Source organism: Streptomyces sp. NPDC048718, assembly GCF_043198875.1.
Lineage (GTDB): Bacteria > Actinomycetota > Actinomycetes > Streptomycetales > Streptomycetaceae > Streptomyces.
Map to the genome: position 1 here is coordinate 1 of NZ_JBICVG010000029.1, position 22,104 is coordinate 22,104.

The 22,104-nt window shown below is 72.2% G+C and carries 17 protein-coding genes; 4 read left to right on the forward strand and 13 right to left on the reverse strand.

Features of this window, described 5'->3' with window-relative positions; translation table 11 throughout:
* Positions 1 to 143 precede the first annotated feature (143 nt).
* Positions 144 to 644 (reverse strand): VOC family protein, encoded by a 501-nt coding sequence (locus ACGFRB_RS32800; protein ID WP_393248260.1) that lies wholly within the window; start codon positions 642 to 644, stop codon positions 144 to 146.
* 128 nt (positions 645 to 772) lie between these two features.
* Here ACGFRB_RS32800 and ACGFRB_RS32805 point away from each other — a divergent pair, with 128 nt between their 5' ends.
* The gene (locus ACGFRB_RS32805; RefSeq protein ID WP_393248262.1) at positions 773 to 2,152 is read left to right on the forward strand and encodes a cytochrome P450; all 1,380 of its coding nucleotides are present in this window, start codon (positions 773 to 775) and stop codon (positions 2,150 to 2,152) included.
* 132 nt (positions 2,153 to 2,284) lie between these two features.
* Here ACGFRB_RS32805 and ACGFRB_RS32810 read toward each other — a convergent pair whose 3' ends face one another.
* A complete protein-coding gene (locus ACGFRB_RS32810) occupies positions 2,285 to 3,076 on the reverse strand; it encodes a putative protein N(5)-glutamine methyltransferase (RefSeq protein ID WP_363007837.1) in 792 nt (263 codons plus the stop codon).
* Positions 3,069 to 3,551 (reverse strand): glutathione peroxidase, encoded by a 483-nt coding sequence (locus ACGFRB_RS32815; protein WP_363007839.1) that lies wholly within the window; start codon positions 3,549 to 3,551, stop codon positions 3,069 to 3,071. The genes ACGFRB_RS32810 and ACGFRB_RS32815 overlap by 8 nt, the downstream gene beginning before the upstream one ends.
* Before the next feature lie 56 nt (positions 3,552 to 3,607).
* On the opposite strand from ACGFRB_RS32815, the gene ACGFRB_RS32820 reads away from it, so the two are divergent.
* A complete protein-coding gene (locus ACGFRB_RS32820; protein ID WP_393248264.1) occupies positions 3,608 to 3,847 on the forward strand; it encodes a DUF6011 domain-containing protein in 240 nt (79 codons plus the stop codon).
* 105 nt (positions 3,848 to 3,952) lie between these two features.
* Here ACGFRB_RS32820 and ACGFRB_RS32825 read toward each other — a convergent pair whose 3' ends face one another.
* Entirely contained in the window at positions 3,953 to 4,816 is an 864-nt protein-coding gene (locus tag ACGFRB_RS32825) for an acyl-CoA thioesterase II (RefSeq protein WP_363007843.1), read from the reverse strand.
* 52 nt (positions 4,817 to 4,868) lie between these two features.
* Positions 4,869 to 7,391 (reverse strand): DEAD/DEAH box helicase, encoded by a 2,523-nt coding sequence (locus ACGFRB_RS32830; protein WP_393248266.1) that lies wholly within the window; start codon positions 7,389 to 7,391, stop codon positions 4,869 to 4,871.
* A 147-nt stretch (positions 7,392 to 7,538) separates the two neighbouring features.
* Here ACGFRB_RS32830 and ACGFRB_RS32835 point away from each other — a divergent pair, with 147 nt between their 5' ends.
* The gene (locus ACGFRB_RS32835) at positions 7,539 to 8,330 is read left to right on the forward strand and encodes a metal-dependent hydrolase (protein WP_393248268.1); all 792 of its coding nucleotides are present in this window, start codon (positions 7,539 to 7,541) and stop codon (positions 8,328 to 8,330) included.
* Between the two features lie 469 nt (positions 8,331 to 8,799).
* Here ACGFRB_RS32835 and ACGFRB_RS32840 read toward each other — a convergent pair whose 3' ends face one another.
* The 8 genes from ACGFRB_RS32840 to ACGFRB_RS32875 form a co-directional block, all read right to left on the reverse strand.
* A complete protein-coding gene (locus tag ACGFRB_RS32840; protein WP_393248306.1) occupies positions 8,800 to 9,432 on the reverse strand; it encodes a hypothetical protein in 633 nt (210 codons plus the stop codon).
* Between the two features lie 591 nt (positions 9,433 to 10,023).
* Positions 10,024 to 11,157 (reverse strand): FAD-dependent monooxygenase, encoded by a 1,134-nt coding sequence (locus tag ACGFRB_RS32845; protein WP_393248270.1) that lies wholly within the window; start codon positions 11,155 to 11,157, stop codon positions 10,024 to 10,026.
* A gap of 89 nt (positions 11,158 to 11,246) precedes the next feature.
* On the reverse strand, positions 11,247 to 11,816 hold the full coding sequence (locus ACGFRB_RS32850; protein WP_393248272.1) for an ATP/GTP-binding protein: 570 nt from the start codon (positions 11,814 to 11,816) through the stop codon (positions 11,247 to 11,249).
* Between the two features lie 6 nt (positions 11,817 to 11,822).
* Positions 11,823 to 12,248: a DUF742 domain-containing protein gene (locus ACGFRB_RS32855; RefSeq protein ID WP_393248274.1), complete on the reverse strand. Its 426-nt coding sequence runs from the start codon at positions 12,246 to 12,248 to the stop codon at positions 11,823 to 11,825.
* Complete coding sequence (locus ACGFRB_RS32860) at positions 12,245 to 12,676, reverse strand: roadblock/LC7 domain-containing protein (RefSeq protein WP_361235554.1); 432 nt, start codon at positions 12,674 to 12,676, stop codon at positions 12,245 to 12,247. Before ACGFRB_RS32860 ends, ACGFRB_RS32855 begins: the two co-directional genes overlap by 4 nt.
* Positions 12,673 to 15,777, reverse strand: a complete 3,105-nt coding sequence (locus ACGFRB_RS32865) for a nitrate- and nitrite sensing domain-containing protein (RefSeq protein WP_393248276.1) — start codon at positions 15,775 to 15,777, stop codon at positions 12,673 to 12,675. Before ACGFRB_RS32865 ends, ACGFRB_RS32860 begins: the two co-directional genes overlap by 4 nt.
* Positions 15,778 to 16,283: 506 nt before the next feature.
* Complete coding sequence (locus tag ACGFRB_RS32870) at positions 16,284 to 19,214, reverse strand: FAD-binding and (Fe-S)-binding domain-containing protein (RefSeq protein ID WP_393248278.1); 2,931 nt, start codon at positions 19,212 to 19,214, stop codon at positions 16,284 to 16,286.
* Positions 19,215 to 19,305: 91 nt separating this feature from the next.
* Positions 19,306 to 19,776, reverse strand: coding sequence for a MarR family winged helix-turn-helix transcriptional regulator (locus tag ACGFRB_RS32875; RefSeq protein WP_393248280.1), 471 nt, complete (start codon positions 19,774 to 19,776; stop codon positions 19,306 to 19,308).
* 289 nt (positions 19,777 to 20,065) lie between these two features.
* On the opposite strand from ACGFRB_RS32875, the gene ACGFRB_RS32880 reads away from it, so the two are divergent.
* On the forward strand, positions 20,066 to 21,901 hold the full coding sequence (locus ACGFRB_RS32880) for an ABC transporter ATP-binding protein (protein WP_393248282.1): 1,836 nt from the start codon (positions 20,066 to 20,068) through the stop codon (positions 21,899 to 21,901).
* Positions 21,902 to 22,104 lie beyond the last annotated feature (203 nt).

Here is a 22,104-nt window from a genome sequence, read left to right on the forward strand (position 1 = left end):
CCCGCCCGCGGGGGGGCGGGGCGGGGGGGGGGGCGGTGGGGGGGGGGGGGGGGGGGGGCGGGGGGGGGGCGGGGCGCGCGCCCCCCGCCCCCCCCCCCCCCCCCCCCCCCCCCCCGCTTCCGCTTCCGCCGCCCGCCCCGCGCTCACACCAGACAGAACTCGTTGCCCTCCGGGTCTTGGAGGACGACGGCGTAATAGGCCATCCCTTGCGGCTCGTCCATCACGTACGCCACGGACGCACCCAAGGCCGTCAACCGGGCCACTTCCGCGTCCACTCGGGCCCGGCGGACCGCGAGCGGCACCGCCCGACCGCCGCCGACCTTGAGATCCAGATGCAGCCGGTTCTTGACCGTCTTCGGCTCCGGCACCTGCTGGAACCACACCCGAGGTCCCCGCCTCTCGGGATCGACGATCGACTCCGGGATCTCCCCGGCGTCCCCGGCCAGTTCGTCCTCCGGAACGCCGGTGGCCTCCCAGTACGCGCGCCACGTCGGGTGGCCCTCGGGTGGCGGCTCGGGTACGTAGCGCAGGGCCTCGGCCCAGAAGGCGACCAGGCGCCGGGGATCGGCGCAGTCGATCGTGAGCTGCAGAAGCGGCCGGGGTGCGGCGGGCCGGCCGGATGCGTCCAACTCGGGGGTGTCCATGGGGAAAGCGTCCCAGGTACCACTGACAACGCCCCGAGACCGAGATCGCGGCCGCCGTCCGCGCGCCGGTCACGGCCGTGCGGCAGAATCGTTCGCGCCACCGAAGCGCACAAGGGGGAATGGCCACGATGGCGAACACCACACGGACAGTGCCCGAACTCACGGGAATGCCGCTGATCGGCTCCCTGCTCGAACTCAAGAACGACTCGCTCGGCACCTTCCTCAAGGCCTGCCACGAGCACGGCGACGTCGTCCGCATCACCGCCGGACCGCCCGGGATGCGGGCCACCATCCACTGCGTGTTCTCCGCCGAGGGCGCACAGCAGGTGCTCGCCACCCAGTCGGCCAACTTCCGTAAGGACAACAACTTCTACGAGGAGCTCCGGGTCTCCTTCGGGAACGGACTGCTCACCAGCCAGGACGACGACTACCTGCGTCAACGGCGGCTCGTCCAGCCGCTGTTCACCCGTCGCGCCGTCGACACGTACGCCGCCGCCATCGCCGCCGAGGTCGACCGGCTCACCGGCGTCTGGAGCGCGGAGCGGCGCGAAACGGTCGACGTCGTCCACGAGATGGGCCGGCTCGCGCTGCGCGCCGTCGCCCGCATCATCCTCGGCACGGACGTGGATGCCGCCGTCGGCATCGTCGAGCGCTGCTTCCCGGTGCTCGCCTCGTACGTCACCAAGCGAGGCTACGCGCCCCGCAGTGTTCCGCGCGAGTGGCCCACGCCCGGCAACCGGAAGGCCCTCGCCGCCCACGAGGAGCTGTACGCCGTCTGCGACCGCATCATCGCCGACCGGCGCGCGGCCGGCACGGACGAGCGGGAACGCGACCTGCTGACCCTGCTGATGGGCGCCGGGGGAGAGGAGGACGGGAGCGGCGTCGAGGGCTTCGACGCCACCGAACTGCGCGAGCAGGTCCTGGTGTTCCTGCTCGCCGGACACGAGACGACCGCGACCTCGCTCGCCTTCACGCTGCATCTGCTGGCCCGTCACCCCGAGGCGCGGCGGCGGGTCCACGAGGAACTGGACCGGGTGCTGGACGGCCGCACGCCCGGCGCCGCCGACCTCGACGAACTCCCTTACCTGGGACAGGTGCTGAAGGAGTCCATGCGGCTCTTCCCGGCCGCCCCGGCGATCGGCCGCCGGGCCGTCGAGGAGTGCGAGATCGACGGGCACCTCATCCCGGCCGGTGCCGACGTCATCCTCGCCCCGTGGGTGACGCACCGTCACCCCCGTTACTGGGAGGACCCGGAGCGCTTCGACCCCGACCGCTTCACGCCCGAGGCGGAGGCCGCCCGCCCCCGCTACGCCTGGTACCCCTTCGGCGGCGGCCCGCGCGCCTGCATCGGGCAGCACTTCTCGATGCTGGAGTCGGTGATCGCGCTCGCGATGATCCTCCAGCGCTACGAACTGGAGGCCATCGACACCCATGTTCCGCTGGACTCCGCGATCACCCTCCAGGCCGTCGGCCCGGCCCGCTGCCGGTTGAAGCCGCGGAGGGGCTGAGCGGCGGGAAGCGCGCGCTCGTTGGACAGTGTGACGCCCCGCTCGAAGGACGGAGACGGGTAGGGCGTCACCTGTGCCACAAGGACGGCCGGCCCGGAGCGAAGGCCCCGGCGCCGGGCGCCGCGCGTCAGGTCAGGCGCGGGTCGCCACGACCACCGTGGCGTACAGGTCCTCGTCTTCGAGGACCCGGGCCGTCAGGCCGTGGGCGGCGACCGCCGCCACGGCGGCGCCGGTCTGCCGCTCGCTCGTCTCGAACAGCAGATGGCCGCCCGGGGCGAGCCACTCGGCCGCCCCCGCCGCGACCCGGCGCAGCACCGCGAGGCCGTCCGCCCCGCCGTCCAGGGCGACGAGGGGCTCGTGCTCGCGGGCCTCGGCGGGCAGCAGGGCCACCTCGGCGGTCGGGACGTACGGGACGTTGGCGACCAGCACCTCGATCCGGCCGCGCAGGACGCCCGGCAACGGCGCGAAGAGGTCGCCCTCGTACACCAGCCCGCCGCGCGGCTCCACGTTCCGCCGCGCGCAGCGGACGGCGGCCGGCTCGATGTCGGCCGCGTGCACCTCCGCGTCCGCGACGGACGCGAGCAGCACCGCGGCCGCCGCGCCCGAGCCGCAGCACAGATCGACGCAGACGCCGCCGGGCCGGGCCAGCCGGACGGCCTCGGCGGCCAGGAACTCGGTACGGCGGCGCGGTACGAACACCCCGGTGTCCACCTCGATCCGCAGCCCCGCGAACTCGGCCCAGCCCACGACGTGTTCGAGCGGCAGCCCGGAGGCCCGGCGGCCGACCATGGCGTCGAGTTCGGCGGGGCCGGCCGCCGCCGCGGACAGCAGCTCCGCCTCCTCCTCGGCGAAGACGCAGCCGGCCGCCCGCAGGCGCGCCACGACCTCGGGTATCGGTCCTGGCGGCGCGACGTGGTCAGACAAGCCGGGCCTCGATCGCCGCCACCAGCTCCGGGGCGTCGGGCTCGGTGCGCGGACGGAACCGGGTCACCGAACCGTCCGGGCCGACGAGGAACTTCTCGAAGTTCCACTGCACGTCACCGGCCTCGCCGCCGGCGTCGGCGACCCGGGTCAGCTCCGTGTAGAGCGGGTGCCTGCCGGCCCCATTGACCTCGGTCTTCGCGAGGAGCGGGAAGCTCACCCCGTACGTCGTCGAGCAGAACGTCTCGATCTCCTCCGCGCTGCCCGGCTCTTGGCCGCCGAACTGGTTGCACGGCACGCCGAGCACGGTGAAGCCGCGCTTGGCGTACTCCTGCTGGAGCCGCTCCAGACCGGCGTACTGCGGGGTGAGACCGCAGCGGGAGGCCACGTTCACGATCAGGACGACCTGGTCGCGGTAGTCGGCGAGGGAGGTGGGGGCGCCGGCGAGTGTCGTCAGCGGAATCTCGTACAGGCTCAAGGAACGCTCCTCGTAGCGATGGGGCTTGCTCCACCCGGATGGGGTTTGATCTGACCATGGGAGACGAACCGCTGGCAATCGACATCGGGACGGCCGAACCGGCCGGGAACGCACGGGAAACGGGCGGCGGCGCGGCACGCCGCGTGTGGTGCCGGCTGTGCGGGCGCCCGCTGACCGGTGCCGCGTCCCGCCGCACCGGCCTCGGCCCGGCCTGCGACGCCAAACTGCACCCGCCGGGCCCGGACATCCGCACCCGGCGGCACGAGGTCGTGCAGGACACCCTGCCCGGACTCTGAACCGCCCGTCGCCCGTCGCCCGCCGCCCGTCGCCCGCCGCCCGTCGGCCGGGATTCTGCGATCCGTCACCGGCGAGCGGCGTCGGGCGTGTTCAGGGCGACACCGTCACAGCGCGCGGAACAGCCCCTCCTGCACCACCGACACCAGAAGCCGCCCCTCGCGGTCGAAGATCCGACCCCGGGCCAGCCCCCGGCCGCCGGTCGCGACCGGCGACTCCTGGTCGTACAGGAACCACTCGTCCGCCCGGAACGGCCGGTGGAACCACATGGCGTGGTCGAGCGAGGCCAGGTCGTACCCGCGCGGCCCCCACAGCGGCTCGACCGGGATCCGGACCGCGTCGAGAAGGGTCATGTCCGAGGCGTACGTCAGCGCGCAGGTGTGCACCAGCGGGTCGTCGCCCAGCGGCCCCACCGCCCGCATCCACACCGCGCTGCGCGGATCCGCGCCCCGGACCTCCTCGGGCGACCAGCGCAGCCGGTCCACGTACCGGATGTCGAACGGCTGACGGCGCGCCATCCGCTCCAGGGCCTCCGGCAGCGCCCCCAGATGGTCGCGGATCTCGTCCGCGAGCCGAGGCAGGCTCTCCGGGTCGGTGAGGTGCCGAGGCGGCAGCTGGTGCTCGAACGCGGCCTCCTCGGGCCGGTGGAAGGAGGCCGTCAGGGTGAAGATCGTCCGCCCCTCCTGGACGGCCGTGACCCGCCGGGTGGTGAAGGAACGGCCGTCGCGCACCCGCTCCACCTGGTACACGATCGGCACCCCCGGCCGGCCCGGCCGCAGGAAGTAGGCGTGCAGCGAGTGCACCGGCCGGCCGTCCTCCACGGTCCGCCCGGCCGCCACCAGGGCCTGGCCGGCGACCTGCCCGCCGAAGACCCGCTGCAACGACTCCTGCGGGCTCTGCCCGCGGAAGATGTCCACCTCGATCCGCTCCAGATCGAGCAGATCCACGAGTCCCTCGGCGGGATTGGTCACCTCGTACTCCTCCCGGAGCGCCCGGCCTCCTCCCGGAGTGCCCGGCGCGGCGCTACAGCTGTCCGACCGACGTCACACGGACGATCGCCCGGCCCTCCTCGTCCGAGGCCGCCAGGTCCACCTCCGCGCTGATACCCCAGTCATGGTCGCCGTTCGGGTCGGCGAAGGTCTGCCGGACGCGCCAGAGACCGTGCGCCGGATCCTCCTCGATGGCCAGCAGCTTCGGGCCGCGGGCGTCCGGACCGGTGCCGAGGTCGTCGTACTCGTCCCAGTACGCGTCCATCGCCTCGCCCCACGCGTCCGCGTCCCAGCCGGACTCGCCGTCCAGCTCGCCCAGCTCGTCCACGTGGTCCAGGGCCGCCAGCTCCACCCGGCGGAACATGGCGTTGCGCACCAGCACCCGGAAGGCGCGGGCGTTCGCCGTGACCGGCCGGACCTGGTCGGCGCGCTCCTGCGCCTCCTCGGCGGTCTCCACGTCCGGGTTGGCCAGCTGCTCCCACTCGTCGAGCAGCGAGGAGTCGACCTGCCGCACCATCTCGCCGAGCCAGGCGATCAGGTCCTCCAGATCCTCCGTCTTCAGGTCGTCCGGGATGGTGTGGTCCAGCGCCTTGTACGCGCCCGCCAGATAGCGCAGCACGATGCCCTCGGTCCGCGCCAGCTCGTAGAAGGACGTGAACTCCGTGAAGGACAGGGCCCGTTCGTACATGTCACGGATGACCGACTTCGGCGAGACCGGGTGGTCGCCGACCCACGGGTGCGAGGTGCGGTACACGCCGTACGCGTGCCACAGCAGCTCTTCGAGGGGCTTGGGGTACGAGACGTCCTGGAGCCGCTCCATGCGCTCCTCGTACTCGACCCCGTCGGCCTTCATCGCCGCGACCGCCTCGCCGCGCGCCTTGTTCTGCTGCGCGGCCAGGATCTGCCGGGGGTCGTCGAGGGTCGACTCCACGACCGAGACCATGTCGAGGGCGTACGAGGGGGACTGCGGGTCCAGCAGGTCGAAGGCGGCGAGCGCGAACGTCGACAGCGGCTGGTTGAGCGCGAAGTCCTGCTGGAGGTCGACCGTCAGCCGGATCGTGCGGCCCTCCGCGTCCGGGGTGTCCAGCTGCTCCACCACACCGCCGTCGAGCAGCGAGCGGTAGATCGCGATGGCCCGGCGGATGTGCTTCAGCTGGTTGCGGCGCGGCTCGTGGTTGTCCTCCAGGAGCTTGCGCATGGCCTCGAAGGCGTTGCCCGGGCGGGCGATCACCGACAGGAGCATGGTGTGGGTGACCCGGAAACGGGAGGTCAGCGGCTCCGGCTCGGCGGCGATCAGCTTCTCGAAGCTGCCCTCCGTCCAGCCGACGAAGCCCTCCGGGGCCTTCTTGCGGACCACCTTGCGGCGCTTCTTCGGGTCGTCGCCCGCCTTGGCGAGCGCCTTCTCGTTCTCGATGACGTGCTCGGGCGCCTGCGCGACCACCAGACCGGCGGTGTCGAAACCGGCCCGGCCGGCCCGGCCGGCGATCTGGTGGAACTCACGGGCGCGCAGCGTCCGCACCCGGTTGCCGTCGTACTTCGTCAGGGCCGTGAACAGCACCGTGCGGATGGGCACGTTGACGCCGACACCGAGGGTGTCCGTACCGCAGATGACCTTCAGCAGACCCGCCTGGGCCAGCTTCTCCACCAGCCGGCGGTACTTCGGCAGCATGCCCGCGTGGTGGACGCCGATGCCGTGCCGGACGTAACGCGAGAGGTTCTTGCCGAACTTGGTGGTGAACCGGAAGTTGCCGATCATCTCGGCGATCCGGTCCTTCTCCTCCCGCGTGCACATGTTGATGCTCATCAGCGACTGCGCCCGCTCCACGGCCTGCGCCTGGGTGAAGTGGACGATGTAGACCGGCGCCTGGCGGGTGTCGAGCAGCTCGGTGAGGGTGTCGGTGATGGGGGTCAGCCGGTACTCGTACGACAGCGGCACCGGCCGGGTCGCCGAGCGGACGGTCGCGGTCGGCCGGCCGGTCCGCCGGGTCAGGTCCTTCTCGAACATCGACACGTCGCCGAGCGTGGCCGACATGAGGATGAACTGCGCCTGCGGCAGTTCGAGGATCGGGATCTGCCAGGCCCAGCCGCGGTCCTGCTCCGCGTAGAAGTGGAACTCGTCCATGACGACCTGGCCGATGTCGGCGTTCGTGCCGTCGCGCAGCGCGATCGAGGCGAGGACCTCGGCGGTGCAGCAGATCACCGGCGCGTCCGCGTTCACGGAGGCGTCGCCGGTGAGCATGCCGACGTTCTCGGTGCCGAAGATCTTGCACAGGTCGAAGAACTTCTCCGACACCAGCGCCTTGATCGGCGCGGTGTAGAAGGTGACCTGGTCATTGGCCAGGGCCGTGAAATGCGCACCCGCCGCCACCAGCGACTTTCCCGAGCCGGTGGGGGTGGAAAGGATCACGTTGGCCCCGGAGACCACCTCGATCAGCGCCTCCTCCTGGGCCGGGTAGAGCGTGATGCCCCGCTCTTCGGCCCAGGACGAGAAGGCTTCGAAGAGGGCGTCGGGGTCGGCGGTCGGCGGCAACTGATCGATAAGGGTCACGCCCCCCATCTTGCCTGGATTCCGCTCCGATGCGGGAACCGGCCACCGCCCTGAAGATCACGGACGGTAGGCTGACCCGTCGGCCGGCCGCCCGGGCGGCCGGCGTACCGGACGCCAACTGGGCACCGGTGGAGGAGAAATGGGGCGGGAACGACCATGATGGGACCGGCGCACTCGCTGTCCGGAGCGGCGGCCTGGCTGGGCGTCGGAGCGGCGGCAGCGGCCTTCGACCAGCCCATGCCCTGGCCAGTCCTCCTCGTCGGCGCGCTCATCTGCGCGGGCGCGGCCCTCGCCCCCGACCTCGACCACAAGTCGGCGACCATCTCGCGCGCCTTCGGCCCCGTCTCCCGGGGCCTGTGCGAGATCGTCGACAAACTGTCGTACGCCGTCTACAAGGCCACCCGCTCCAAGGCCGACCCGCGCCGCTCCGGCGGCCACCGCACCCTCACCCACACCTGGCTGTGGGCGGTCCTGATCGGCGGCGGCGGCTCCTTCGCCGCCGTCACCGGCGGTCGCTGGGCCGTCCTCGGTATCCTTTTCGTCCACCTGGTCCTCGCGGTCGAAGGCCTGCTGTGGCGGGCCGCGCGGATGTCCAGCGACGTGCTCGTCTGGCTGCTCGGTGCCACCAGCGCCTGGATACTCGCCGGCGTCCTCGACCAGCCGGGCAACGGCTCGGACTGGCTCTTCAGCGGCCCCGGCCAGGAGTATCTGTGGCTCGGCCTGCCGATCGTGCTCGGCGCCCTCGTCCACGACATCGGCGACGCGCTGACGGTCTCCGGCTGCCCGATCCTGTGGCCCATCCCGATCGGCCGCAAGCGCTGGTACCCGCTCGGCTCCCCGAAGCCGCTGCGCTTCCGGGCGGGCAGCTGGGTCGAGCTGAAGGTCCTCATGCCGGCCTTCATGGTCCTCGGCGGGATAGGCGGGGCGTCGGCGCTGAATCTCTTCTAGCGCGGGTACGGGGGCGGGCGGCGTCTTTCGAAGGTACGTCTCCCGACGGGGAGGCCCCCGTACGCCCCCGTGACGCCACAAGGGCCGCACCGGAGATGGTGGTTTCCAGGGGTCGTTGCAACACGTGGTTGTTTGTTTAGGCCGCGATGAGTTTATGCAGGCGCTCGGCCGGGGTTTCCCAGCCGAGTGTTTTGCGTGGGCGGCGGTTGAGCTGGTCGGCGACGGCCGCGAGGTGCTCGGGGCTTGTAGGGTCCGCGTTCCGATGTCACATGGCGAGTCCGTGAGGTGTGCGTTTCTTTGAATCCGCGCTCTGTGTCACCTTGATCGTTCCGGGTTTCATGTCACTTCCCCGGACGGTGTTGGCGTACGCCTGAAGATGCTCAGCCAGGTACACGCGAACGTGCTCGCTGCGGCCGGGCACGACGGCCGTGTCAGCTCGGTCCAGCCGGCGGAAACTGGGACCGCTGCTCTACTGCTCGGAGGGTACGGCCGGCGCGGGCAGGTCGAGGACTCGGGCGAGGGCGGCGGTGACGGGAGCCTGGTGGCACGGCAGGTGCCGGTGGGCCCAGTCGGCGGCCAGTGCGAGGAAGTCGGTCAGGTCGCGTTCAGCAGTGGCGAGCAGGTGGCGGAGTTCGGTGACTGGCAGCTCGATCACCGGGCTGTTGCTCTGCTCGGCGTTGACCGTGAGCCGGACGGTGTCGCCGAAGCGCTCCGCGACTGGTGACACCGGATCGTGGCCGAAGCCGAGCAAGCCGCCGCCCTCCACGAGCCGGTGCCAGTCACGCCAGTCCTCCAGCCCGTCGCAGCAACCGGGCATGAACGTGACACCGGTGGACTCGTCGGTGACCCCAAGGCCGCCGGCCGCGAAGGGCTTGTCAAAAGTCAGCAGTCCGTGGAGGAAGGAGCCGAGTGGGTCGGCGGGCCGGGGCAGGCGGTCGCCGTCGGGGTCAATGTCGTTGCAGCTTACGATGCGCATCACGGCCATCCCGACCTCGGCGGTCGAGAGCCCGCCGCTGAGGGGCAGGAAGGCGGCCGACCCAACATCGGCGACCGGCCAGAGGTCGAAGCCGTCGGGGGCGCTGAGTTCCAGGACGGGCTGCATCACGATCACCCGGAGAAGTGTTCCGCATCGCCCGCCCGTGACGCCTCCCGATTATGCCGGGCCGCCTCTCTTGTGCCGAGCCTGAATCAGCACGGGAGCTGAGCACCTTTGGCTGTACCGCCCTGGGCAGATACAGGTGTACGGTGAGGCGCCAGCGCAGGGGCCGGCGGCCGGCGTCTTCGGCCAGGCACTGCGGGCAGTAGCGGGAGCCGATCGGCACCTCCTGATGGGGCTCTCCAACCCACATCACCAAGGTGAAGCTGCAACCACCGGGTTGGGGCCGCAGGCCGGAGGTATCACAGCTGCTACATCGAATCCGGCCCGCCCGCCGGCCGCCTGCCGGGTGGTCAGCCCGTCGGCTGATCTTCGATCGGCGGATCGGGCGAGATCCGGCATGACCGTGGTCCGCGAAGCGCACCGCTTCGCGGACCACGGCTACATCGGAGGCTTGGATCGGCCGTACAGCCACGGCTGGAAGACCCGTGCGCAGCGAGCGCCCGGCGTCCCGCTCGGCGAACGCCACGAAATCCTCGGGGGCCCGCGCCTGACATCCCTGGTCGACCCGGTTACGGCCCGCGGTCCCGCGGTGCCTCAGTAGGGCTGGACCAGGACCGTCGACGAGCCGGCGACACCGACCTTCAGAAGCTCGTCCTCCTCCGGCGTGGTCGGCGCGCCCATCTCGTGCCGCAGCACCGCGCGGGACAGCGCCTGCACCCACATGGCCCGGGGCCGGCGCCGCTCCTCCCACGCCTTCAGCGCCGCCGCCACGTCCTCGTGCGCGTCCAGCGACTCGGCCAGCACGACCGCGTCCTCGACCGCCATCGCCGCGCCCTGCGCCAGCTGCGGGGCGCTGGCGTGCGCCGCGTCACCGGCCAGCACGACCCGGCCCACGTGCCACGGCTCCTCGACCGTCACCTGGGAGATCCGGGAGTAGACCACGTCGGAGGGGGACGTGACCGACGCGAGCGCCTCGGCGACGGGACCGGAGAACATCGAAAGACGTTCGGTGAGCTGCTCGTGGGCGCGCTCGGGGTCCGGGCGGAAGTCCTCGGACTCGGCGAACACCGAGGCGAGGTACATCGACTCCTCGGAGATCGGGTTGAGCATCGCCTTCGCGTCCGATCCGGCCACGCTCATCACCACCCCGCGCACCCGGGGCAGCCGGGGCACGGTCGCCCGCCAGTTCGCGAAGCCGGTGTACTCGGGGGTGTAGCGGTCCCCGTACAGCCGGGTGCGCAGCGGCGAGCCGATGCCGTCGAAGCCGACCACCAGGTCGAAGCGGCCGGTGGTGCCGTCGGACAGGACGACGTCGACGCCCGTGCCGTCGTCGGTGAGGTCGGTGAGGGTGGTGGAGAAGCGGATCGTGGCCCCGGCCGCCGCGGCGGCCTTCCCGAGCAGCTTGGCGAGCGCCGGGCGCGGGATGCCGTTGTTCGGCGGGATGTCGCCCATCCGGGGCTGCGGTATCTCGGCCAGGGTGGTGCCCGAGGGGTCGGCGATCGTCAGCACCTCCCACTCGTACCCGGCCTCCAGGCAGTCGGCGAGCACACCGATCTCGTTGAGGGCGTGCAGGGCGTTGGAGGGCTGGAGGATGCCCACGCCGAGCGCGTCCAGCTCGTTGCGGAGTTCCGCGACCTCCACGGTGTGGCCGCGCCGGGCCAGCGCCGTGGCCAGGGTGAGGCCGCCGATGCCTCCGCCGTGGATCAGGACCTTCAGGGGTGTCGTCATGTGGGTTGGCTCCAAAGGGAGAAGGAGGAAGGGCGGGTCGGCGGACCCGGCCGGTCCGGGGCGGACCGGCCGGCCGGGGTCCGCCGGGGTCAGCCGGTGGCCGTCGGCAGGCTGAGCAGATGGTCGACCAGGGCGAGCAGCGCTTCCTTGCCGAACGCGCGCTGCCGGACGTCGCCGATCAGCAGGGGGATGTGCGGATCGAGGTCCAGCGCGGCCCGGATCTCCTCGGCCGTACGGGTGTTGTGGCCGTGGAAGCAGTTGATGGCCACCACGAACGGGATGCCCCGGCTCTCGAAGAAGTCGATCGAGGCGAAGCTGGTCTCCAGACGCCGGGTGTCCGCGATGACGATCCCGCCGAGCGCACCGGTGACCAGGTCGTTCCACATGAACCAGAAGCGTTCCTGCCCCGGCGTGCCGAAGAGGTAGACGACGACCTCGTCACTGATCGTGATCCGCCCGAAGTCCAGGGCGACGGTCGTCGTCTCCTTGTCGTGGATCCCGGCGAGGTCGTCGACTCCGACGCTGGCCTGGGTCATGTACTCCTCGGTGCGCAGCGGGGTGACCTCGCTGACCGTGCCCACCAGGGTGGTCTTGCCGACGCCGAACCCTCCGGCGACAAGGATCTTGACGGCGGCGGGGTCCGCCTGTCTGTTGCTCATGGTGTCCTAAAGTCTCCGAAGTCCTTCGCGAACGGTGGTCAGCAGCTCCCTGGTGGCGCCCCCCGACGCCTGGGCGACCGAGATCGGCGGGCGCGCGTTCAGCAGCCCCTGGGCGATCAGGTCGGCCAGCAGGATCTTGGTCACCGACACGGGGAGGTCGAGTTCCGCGGCGACCTCCGCGACGGCCACCGGCAACCGGCACCGGTCGAGGATGATCCGGTGCTCCGGCTGGAGCCGGCCCGGCCGCAGCGGGACACCGCGCTCGTCGCGCGGGTCCTCCACCGTCGACAGCACCGTGATCAGGGTGAGGTCGTCGCGCACGGGAGCCGTCCGCCCCCGGGTGATGGTGTAGGGGCGCACCATGGTCTCGCCGGCGTCCTCCCCCGTGTCCCCCGGGTCCGCCGCGTCCCCGTACTCCCAGGGCGGGGTCACGCGCCCGGCCCGGTCCCGAACGCGTCGAACTCGCCGCGCGCCGCGGTGCCGAGCTTCTGTCCGACCTGCTGGACGAGGTTGTGCATGGCCAGCGACATGACCTCCGCGTCGACCTCCTGGGAGGCGACCACGGCCAGATGCGTGCCCTGCCCGGCGGAGATGATGAACAGCCACAGGTCGGACAGTTCCACGATCACCTGGTGCACGGAGCCGCCCCGGAAGAGCTGGCCGACGCCCCGGGCCAGGCTCTGCTGGCCGGTGCAGATGGCGGCCAGCCGCTCGGCGTCCGCGCGGGCGATGGTCCGGGAGTGGCTGACGACCAGTCCGTCGTCGGAGAGCAGGACCGCGTTCCTGGTCTCGGCGACCGACTCGACGAGGCCGTCCAGCAGCCAGTCGAGGTCCTGATGGGTTGCGGTGGTACGTGTCATGATCCGTCTTCTTCTCTCGTGGGGTGGTGGGACGCGCCCGGCCCGGCGGGTGCGTCCGGCTCGGCGGCCCGGGCCGCCCGCGACCGGCGCTGGAAGGCGCCGATCGTGGCTCCGGCGCGGCGCGGCGCGGGCCGGAGCATGGGGTCGTCCTGCCAGCGCGGCGGCTGGGGGGTACCGGGGGAGGAGGTGGGGTCCAGCCGGAGTTCGTCGACGAGGCTGGCCTGCCGCACGCGGCGGGGCAGCGGTGCCTCGCCGCCATTCGCCGGAGCCGATGCCGGGGCCGGTGACGGTGACTCGGGTGCGGCGGCCGGTGCGGCGGGTGGCGCCCCAGGCGCGGGCGTGTGGCCCGCGTGGGACGGCAGCGGGGTGACGTACCGCGCCGTGAACCCGCCCTGCTCCGCCGGAGCGGCGGGCTGCCCGCCGTGCTCCGGAGCGCCGAAGCCGTCGAACGCGCCGGTGTCGCTGTGGCCGTGCCCGTGGCCGTGTCCGGTGCCGTGCGCGTCGGGGCGGCCGTGTCCCAGGTCGCTTTCGTGGCCGCTTCCGTGACTGGTTTCGTGGACCGGGCCGTGGCCGCCGCCGAAGTGGCCGTCGGATACGGCCTGGCCGGTGCCGTCCGGTTGCTCGTGCGGGACGGGGTACGCGTCCGCGGTTCCGTAGGGCCGCGTGGAACCGTACGCGGGAGCGGCGGACGGGAAGCCCGCCTCGGGCGCGGCCGGCGGCCCGGGCACGAAGGGATCGGCGACCGGGTGCGGCTCGCCGTACGGACCCTGCTCCTCCAGCGAGGTCTCGTACGGAGCGGCCGGGACCGGCTCGTACGACGGATGGCCCTCGGTGTGCCGCGCCCCCACGGGAGTCTCCGGCATCCCGGCGGTCTCCGGCGCCGCGTACGGGTGGTGACCCGGGTACTCGGTCTCGGCGTGACCGGGGTAGTCCGACTTGGAGTGACCGAGGTGCCCGGCGTGACCGGCATACTCCGGCTCGGGCTGCCCGGCGTACTCCCGCCCCGCGTACTCCTGCTCGCCGTACTCCGGCTCGGGGTGCTGCGAGGCCGGCCGGACCTGCGGGGAGAGCCGGGTGACCGCGGCCAGGGCCTGACCCTGCCGCCGGGACGGCAGCGGGTCGTGCGCGCCGGCGGGCGCCGGAAGCGGAGCGGGCGCGGGCTCGATGTCGGGCACGGCCACCGGACCGGTCTGCTGCGGTGCGCTGACGATCAGGTCGCCGGGCACGAGCAGGACGACCCGGGTGCCGCCGTAGGCGGACGGCCGGAACTCGACGCTGAGACCGTACTGGTGGGTCAGCCGGGCGACCACGTGCAGACCGAGCCGGATGTCCTCGGCGTGGGCGAGGATGTCGAGCCGCGGCGGGTGGAGCATCAGGGCGTTGGCCTCGGCCATCTGCTCCTCCTCCATGCCCAGGCCCCGGTCCTCGACCTCGATGGCCAGACCGCGGCTGACGACCGCCGCCCGCACCTCGACCGGGTTCGGGGGACGGGAGAAGGACAGCGCGTTCTCGATCAGCTCGGCCAGGATGTGCGCGACCGGACCGACGGCGCGGGACGCCAGCCACGGGCTGCCGTCGAGGTCGAGGACGACCCGCCGGTAGTCCTGCACCTCGCCCTGGGCCGAGCGCATCACGTCGAGCAGCGCGACCGGCTTGCGCCAGCGGCGGTGCGGCGTACCGCCGGACAGGATGACCAGGTTCTCCTCGTACCGGCGCAGACGCGCGGTGAGGTGGTCGAGGTCGAAGAGGCCGTCGAGCACCTCCGCGTCCTCGTGCCGGCGCTCCATCTCGTCCAGCTTCTTCAGCTGCTGGCCGATCAGCTGCTGGGTACGGCGGGCGACTCGCTGGAGCAGGCGCTCGAAGCCCCGGTGCTGGTCGGCCTGGCTGACCGCCGCCTGGAGGGCGCTGGTGCGCGCGAGGTTGAGGGCCTTGCCCAGCTGGGCCAGCTCGTCGGTCCGGCCGTCGTCGGTGTCCTGCTCGATGGCCCGGGCCTCGGCCTCGACGTCGATCTGCTCGCCCCGGGCGAGCCGCTCGACGACCTCGGGGAGCGACTTCTCCAGCGCCTCGGCCTGCTCCTGGAGCCGGCCGATGCGCAGCCGCAGGCCGCGGGTCAGCCGCCAGGTGGTCCAGATGACCGCGAGGACGGCGGCGAGGCCGACCACGGTGGTCAGGACCAGGCGGATGAGCAGCGACAGCACGCTGTCCAGGCCCTGGTCGATGACCCGCTGCGTGCGGTGCTCCAGCAGCTTCTCGTACGGCGTGGTGACGCCGTCGATCGACGCGCGCCACTTCTTGTGCTGGTCGCCGATCGCGATCCGGCCGTTCTCGTCCGGCTCGGCGGGGCGGAGCAGGGACTGTTCGACGGCGGTCTTGTCCCGCCACGCCTGACTGGCGGTCATCTCCCGCCACATCGCCAGCTCGTCCTCTGGCAGATAGGGCGTGACCTTGGAGTCGGCCTGGAACGACTGGGTGAGGATGCCCTGCTGGACCTGCTGGAAGTCCTTGACGCTCAGCCCGTCCCGGCCCCAGCCGCGGGCCAGCAGCGCGTCGGACCGGGAGATCATCTCCTTCGTCCAGAAGAGCTCCACGAGCGGCTGCGAGGCCGTGGTGACCTTGCCGTCGTCCACATGGCTGAGTGCCGTGAACAGCTTCAGGTCGACGGCGATCAGATCCGTGTAGTACCGATAGACCGTCTCCTGCTGACCGGCGTCGCCGTCGTCGACGAGCGCCCGCTGGACGGACAGCCGGCCGATCGCCTCACGCGCGGTGTTGACCGCGTCGCGCACCTCGTCGGAGGCGTTGTCGACGGCCGGGTCGTCGGAGAGGGTCAGGAAGGTCTTCACCGCCTTGTCGGTCTCTTCCCGCTGCCCGGTGAGCGCCGTCGCGGCCTCGCTCCGCCCGGCGAGGACGTCGGCGCTCAGCCGCCGTTCCCGCTGCAGGTTGTAGTACACGATGTTGGACGGCTGACCGGCCTTCTCGGCGAGCTGGCCCTGGGCCGCCATCCGCTGGAAGTCGAAGAAGGTCTGACCGCTGGCGACCGCCCAGAGGGCGGTCAGGGCGATTCCTGGGACGAAGGCGAGGACGAGCAGAGCGGTCCGCAAGGAAAGGGACTTCGAGCTTGTCCGCCGTGACGCGCGCGTGCGCAGGGTGATGCTCCCTTACGAAGGCCGGTCGTCCGACCGGTCATTGCTGGTCCGTGCTACGACGCGTGCATATTAGTCACACTGTGAAGAAGGGGCGGAGATGACCCCGCACTCTGGTGACCTGCGCAGGTGTGCCAGAGTTGTCGGCGGAGCTCCCCGGAGGTGACGAAGTCCCGGGCTGTTTTCCGTCATGACGCGGCGTCGGCAAGGGCGTCGGTCCCCTGACGTGAAATCGGACGCGGCATCAGGCGGGCGAGGGGCGAGGGGCGAGGGGCGGTCCGGCGCGTGCGGCGGCATGCGGGGCGCGGTCTCGCCGATACCCGATATCGCGGCTGATGCCGGGGGATGTCGCTGTTGTGGGCAATGGCGGTGAAGGCGCGGTGGAGAAGTCGGCCGTGGGGTACGCGGCGTACGTCGTGTACGTGGGCTACGCGGCGTACGCGGCCGGGGGAGAGCGGGCCGCGTCAGGCCGGCGGCCGGGTCGCGCGCTCCAGTTCCAGCAGCACCGAGGTGTAGGTCCGGCCGGTGGCGCGGTCCATCCCGATCTCGCACGTCCGGTTGGCCGACACGTACGCGTCGAAGGGCCGGGCGGCGACCTCGGCGGCCTCCCGCGCCGAGGCCGAGTCGGTCAGCTCCGGGTGCAGCATGCCCCGGTCCCCCGCGAACGCGCAGCAGCCGGCGTCGAGGGGGACGACGACCTCCTCCGCGCAGGCCTCGGCGAGCGCGGTCAGCCGGTCCTCGTCCCCCAAGTGCCGCATGGAACAGGTCGGATGGATGACGGCTGAGCCGATCCGCCGATGCACGCCGAGCTGCGGCAGCAGTTCGTCCGCCGCCCACACCAGCGAGTCGAGCACGGTCAGCTCCGCGTGCAACTCCCGGTTGTCGTCGGTGAGATACGGCACCACCTCGCGTGCGATGCCGAGCGTGCACGAGGAGGCGTCCACCACCAGCGGCAGCCGGCCCCCGGCCGTCCACCCCCAGGCGGCCTCCACGATCCGGTTGGCCATCACCTCGTTGCCCCGCTCGTACCCCTTGGAGTGCCAGATCGTCGCGCAGCACGTGCCGCGGACATCGTCCGGGATCCACACCGGCCGGCCGGCCCGCGCCGACAGCGCCACCACCGCCTCCGGCAGCGAAGGCCCCTGGTATCCCTCCGGATTGCCGAAGATCCGGTTCACACAGGCCGGGTAGTAGACGGCGACGGCGGCCGGCCGGTGGGTGCGCGGCAGCCGGCGGGCCGCCGCGCCGGGGATCTGGGGCAGCCACTCCGGTACGAGATCGGGGCGCGTGGCCCGGCGCGCGAACCCCGTCAGCGAGGCGAGCAGCCGGTCGTCGACCCGCCGCGCGGTGCCCACCGCGAGCCGCGCCGCGGCCTCCACGGCCCGGAAGTTCCGGGCGGCCAGGGCGGCGGCCCGCTCTTCGTTCGGCGAATGGCGCTCGTGCCGGAACTCCTTCATCAGCGCCCCGGTGTCGATGCCGACCGGGCAGGCCGGCTTGCACGTGGAGTCGCCCGCGCAGGTGTCGACCGCGTCGTAGCCGTACGACGCGAGCAGATTGGTCTCCACCGGGGACCCGTCGGCCTGCCGCATCATCTCCCGCCGCAGCACGATGCGCTGGCGCGGTGTGGTCGTCAGATCCCGGCTGGGGCAGGTCGGTTCGCAAAATCCGCACTCGATGCACGGGTCGGCGATCGGCTCGACCACCGGAATGGTCTTCAGACCGCGCAGATGCGCCCGCGGGTCGCGGTCGAGCATGATCCGGGGCGCGAGGATTCCGTGGGGATCGATGATCTCCTTGATCCGCCACATGAGCGCGGTCGCCTTCGGCCCCCACTCCCGCTCCAGGAACGGCGCGATGTTCCGGCCGGTGGCGTGCTCGGCCTTCAGCGAACCGTCGAAGCGTTCCACGGTGAGCGCGCAGAACTCCTCCATGAACGCGGCGTACCGCTCCACGTCGGCCGGGTCGGCGGCGTCGAAGGTGAGCAGGAAGTGCAGATTGCCGTGGGCCGCGTGCCCGGCGACGGCGGCATCGAAGCCGTGCCGGGCCTGGAGGGCGAGCAGCTCCGCGCAGGCCTCGGCGAGCCGGTCCGGGGGTACCGCGAAGTCCTCGGTGATCAGCGTCGTACCGGACGGGCGGCCGCCGCCGACCGCCGCCACGAAGGCCTTGCGGGCCTTCCAGTAGCCGGCGATTTTCCCGGGGTCCCGGGTGAAGGCGTTGTCGACGGAGGCGACCGGGGCCACCAGCTCCAGTTCGTCCAGGACCCGGGCCGCCGCCGTCTCGTACGCCTGCCGGGCCGCCTCGTCCGGCGCCCGGAACTCCACCAGGAGCGCGGTCGTCTCCCGGGGCAGCTCCGCCCAGTCGGCGGGCACCCCGGATACCCGCACCGAGGCCCGCAGCGTGTTGCCGTCCATCAGTTCCACGGCCCGCGCGCCCGCCTGCGTGAAACGGGGCACGGCCGCGGCGGCGGCCGGCAGCGACGGGAAGAAGAGCAGCGCGGCCGACACCTTCCGGTCCAGCGGGAGGGTGTCGAAGACGACCTCGGAGAGGAAGCCGAGGGTGCCCTCGGAACCGACCATCAGACCGCGCAGGATCCCGGCCGGGGTGGCGCCGTCGAGGAAGGCGTCGAGCCGGTAGCCGTTGGTGTTCTTGAGCGTGTACTTCGCACGGATCCGGGCGGTGAGTTCCGGGTCGGCCTCGATCTCCGCCTTCAGCGCCATCAAGCCGGTGCACAGCCGGGGTTCGGCGCGTGCCAGCTCCTCGTCGGCGGCCGGGTCGGCGGTGTCGACGACCGTGCCGCTCGGCAGGACGACGGTGAGCGAGGCGACCGTCCGGTAGGAGTTGCGGGTGGTGCCCGCGGTCATGCCGGAGGCGTTGTTGGCGACCACGCCGCCGATCGTGCAGGCGATCGCGCTCGCCGGGTCGGGGCCCAGCACCCGGCCGTACGGGGCGAGGGCCGCGTTGGCCCGGACGACCGTGGTGCCCGGCCGGATCCGGGCGCGGGCCCCGCCGTCCAGGACCTCCACGCCCGCCCAGTGCCGGCGTACGTCCACCAGGATGTCCTCGCCCTGCGCCTGTCCGTTGAGACTGGTGCCGGCGGCCCGGAACACCACCTCGCGGCCCTTGCCGTGCGCGTACGACAGGACCGCCGAGACGTCGTCGATGTCCTCCGGCACCACGACGACCTGCGGGACGAAACGGTAGGGGCTCGCATCCGAGGCGTAGCGGACCAGATCGGAGATGGTGCCCAGCACCTTCTCGGGGCCGAGCAGGGCGGTCAGCTCCTCCCGCAGATGCCGGGGGGTGCCCCGGGCCTGGAGGTCGGGCACCCGGTCGGGCGCCGCCTGCCGCCGCGTTCCGGCACGCAGGATCTGCGGATTCGGTTCCCGTACGGGCATGGCCGGCGCTCCCTTCGGCGCGCGCCGGGCCCGGGCGCCGGGCGGTCCGGCGGTGCTTCCCGCCCCTGTCGCCGGTCGCGGCCGTCGCGGCTCAGCAGGCGCGCTCGGGGCCGGGGCCGACCAGGGCGGACAGCAGACCTCCCAGTACCTCGCGCTGTTCGACGGTCAGTGGGGCCAGGATGTCCTCTGCCGCGGTGCGGCGCGCGCTGCGCAGCTCTCTCAGCGTGTCGCGGCCGGTGTCGGTGAGCTCGACCCGGACCACCCGGCGGCTGTGCGCGTCGGGCACCCGGCGGACCCGGCCCGCCGCCTCCAGGGCGTCGACCAGGCTGGTCACCGCGCGCGGGACCACTTCCAGGCGGGCGGCGAGGTCGGCCATCCGGGGCGGCTCGGGGGACCGCGCCACCGTCCGCAGCAGCCGGAACTGCGCCGGGGTGATGCCCGCCGGCTCCAGATACAGCTTGTGGAAGCGGTGCAGCCGACGGGCCAGCCGGAGCAGCTGCTCGGCGAGCAGACCGTCGGGGTCGGAGGCTTCGGAGGCTTCGGGAGCGGCCGGGGTGCTCATGGCGGAACAATATCAGGATGAAGTTCATTGTGAGGATAGGTAACAATGAACTACCCTCCGAAAGGTATCGCCGCCCCCTCGCCCGCCGTCCCGGATCCGTCATCCGTACGGCTACCACGCGGCCACCGACGCCACCGCGCCACCGGGCCGTACCCGGGCCGTACGTGACACGCGCCGCACGGTCGTCGGGCACGGGCACGGGCACGGCGTACCCGCCGACCCGCCGCCACCGCCGGAAAGGCGCCGAAAAGTCACCGAGAAGCCGTCATCGCACCCCGCGCAGGAGCCCATGCATCCGCACCCGACGTCCTCCTGGACGCCTCCCGATCGTGAACCCGGCAGCCCCGAGGAGCCCGCCCAGCTGCGGCGCATCCTGCGGCTCTTCCACCCCTACCTGGCCCGCCTCGCGCTCGTCGGCCTGCTGGTCGCCGCGTCGTCGCTGGTCTCGGTCGCCTCCCCGTTCCTGCTCCGCGAGATCCTGGACACCGCGATCCCCGAGGGCCGCACCGGGCTGCTCAGCCTGCTGGCCCTCGGCATGATCGCCACGGCCGTGGTCTCCGGTGTCTTCAACGTCCTGCAGACCCTGATCTCCACCACCGTCGGCCAGCGCGTCATGCACGATCTGCGCACCGCGGTCTACGGCCGGCTCCAGCGGATGTCCCTGGCCTTCTTCACCCGCACCCGCACCGGCGAGGTCCAGTCCCGGATCGCCAACGACATCGGCGGCATGCAGGCGACGGTCACCTCCACCGCCACCTCCCTCGTCTCCAACCTCACCGGCGTCGTCGCCTCCGTCGTCGCCATGCTCGCCCTCGACTGGCGGCTGACCGTCGTCTCGCTGCTCCTGCTGCCGCTCTTCGTCTGGATCAGCCGCCGGGTCGGCCGCGAGCGCAAGCGGATCACCACCCGGCGCCAGAAGCAGATGGCCGTCATGGCCGCCACGGTCACCGAGTCCCTGTCCGTCAGCGGCATCCTGCTCGGCCGCACCATGGGCCGCGCGGACTCCCTCACCCGCTCCTTCGCCGACGAGTCCGAGCGCCTGGTCGATCTGGAGGTCCGCTCGTCGATGGCCGGCCGGTGGCGGATGTCCGTCATCGGCATCGTCATGGCCGCGATGCCCGCGCTGCTCTACTGGGCGGCCGGCCTCACCCTCCAGTTCGGCGGCCCCGCCGTCTCCCTCGGCACGCTGGTCGCGTTCGTCTCCCTCCAGCAGGGCCTCTTCCGCCCGACCGTCAGCCTGCTGTCGACCGGTGTGGACATCCAGACCTCCCTCGCGCTCTTCCAGCGCATCTTCGAGTACCTCGACCTGCCCATCGACATCACCGAACCCGAGGAGCCCGTCCGGCTGCCGCGGGTGGCCGGCGAGGTCGTCTTCGAGAAGGTCGGTTTCCGCTACGACCCCGAGGGCAAGGGCCGGGCCGTCCTCGACGCCGTCGACCTGACCGTCCCGGCCGGCAGCAGCCTGGCCGTCGTCGGCTCGACCGGCGCCGGGAAGTCGACGCTCGGCCATCTGGTGCCCCGGCTGTACGACGTCACCCAGGGGCGCGTCCTGCTCGACGGGGTCGACGTACGCGATCTCGACTTCGACACCCTGTCCCGCGCCGTCGGCGTGGTCTCCCAGGACGCCTATCTCTTCCATGCCTCCGTCGCCGACAATCTGCGCTTCGCCAAGCCCGACGCCACCGACGAGCAGATCGAGGCCGCGGCCCGCGCCGCCCAGATCCACGACCACATCGCCTCGCTGCCCGACGGCTACGACACCCTGGTCGGCGAGCGCGGCCACCGCTTCTCGGGCGGCGAGAAGCAGCGCCTCGCCCTCGCCCGCACGATCCTGCGCGACCCGCCGGTGCTGATCCTCGACGAGGCGACGAGCGCCCTGGACACCCGTACCGAACACGCCGTACAGCAGGCCGTCGACGCCCTGTCCGCCGGGCGCACCACGCTCACCATCGCGCACCGGCTCTCCACCGTCCGCGACGCGGATCAGATCGTCGTCCTGGACGGCGGCCGGATCGCCGAACGCGGCACCCACGAGGAACTGCTCGCCCTCGACGGCCGGTACGCGGCCCTGGTGCGCCGAGACGAACGTACGAACGTAGGAGCGGTTGTTCCCCAGAACGTGTGATCGCTGCGGGATGACGTTGCTCCGAACGGGTGTGGCGTCGGATGCTGTTGGGGCGCAAGCGACGGGCTGCAGACCGCGATCGCGTATGTCCCACAGAACTCTGTACGAGGAGAACGCGCCACCATGAACGTCATCACCAACCTGCTCGCCTGTGTCGTCCACTTCGTGGGCTGGCTGATCTGACGCCACCCGACACGGCAGAG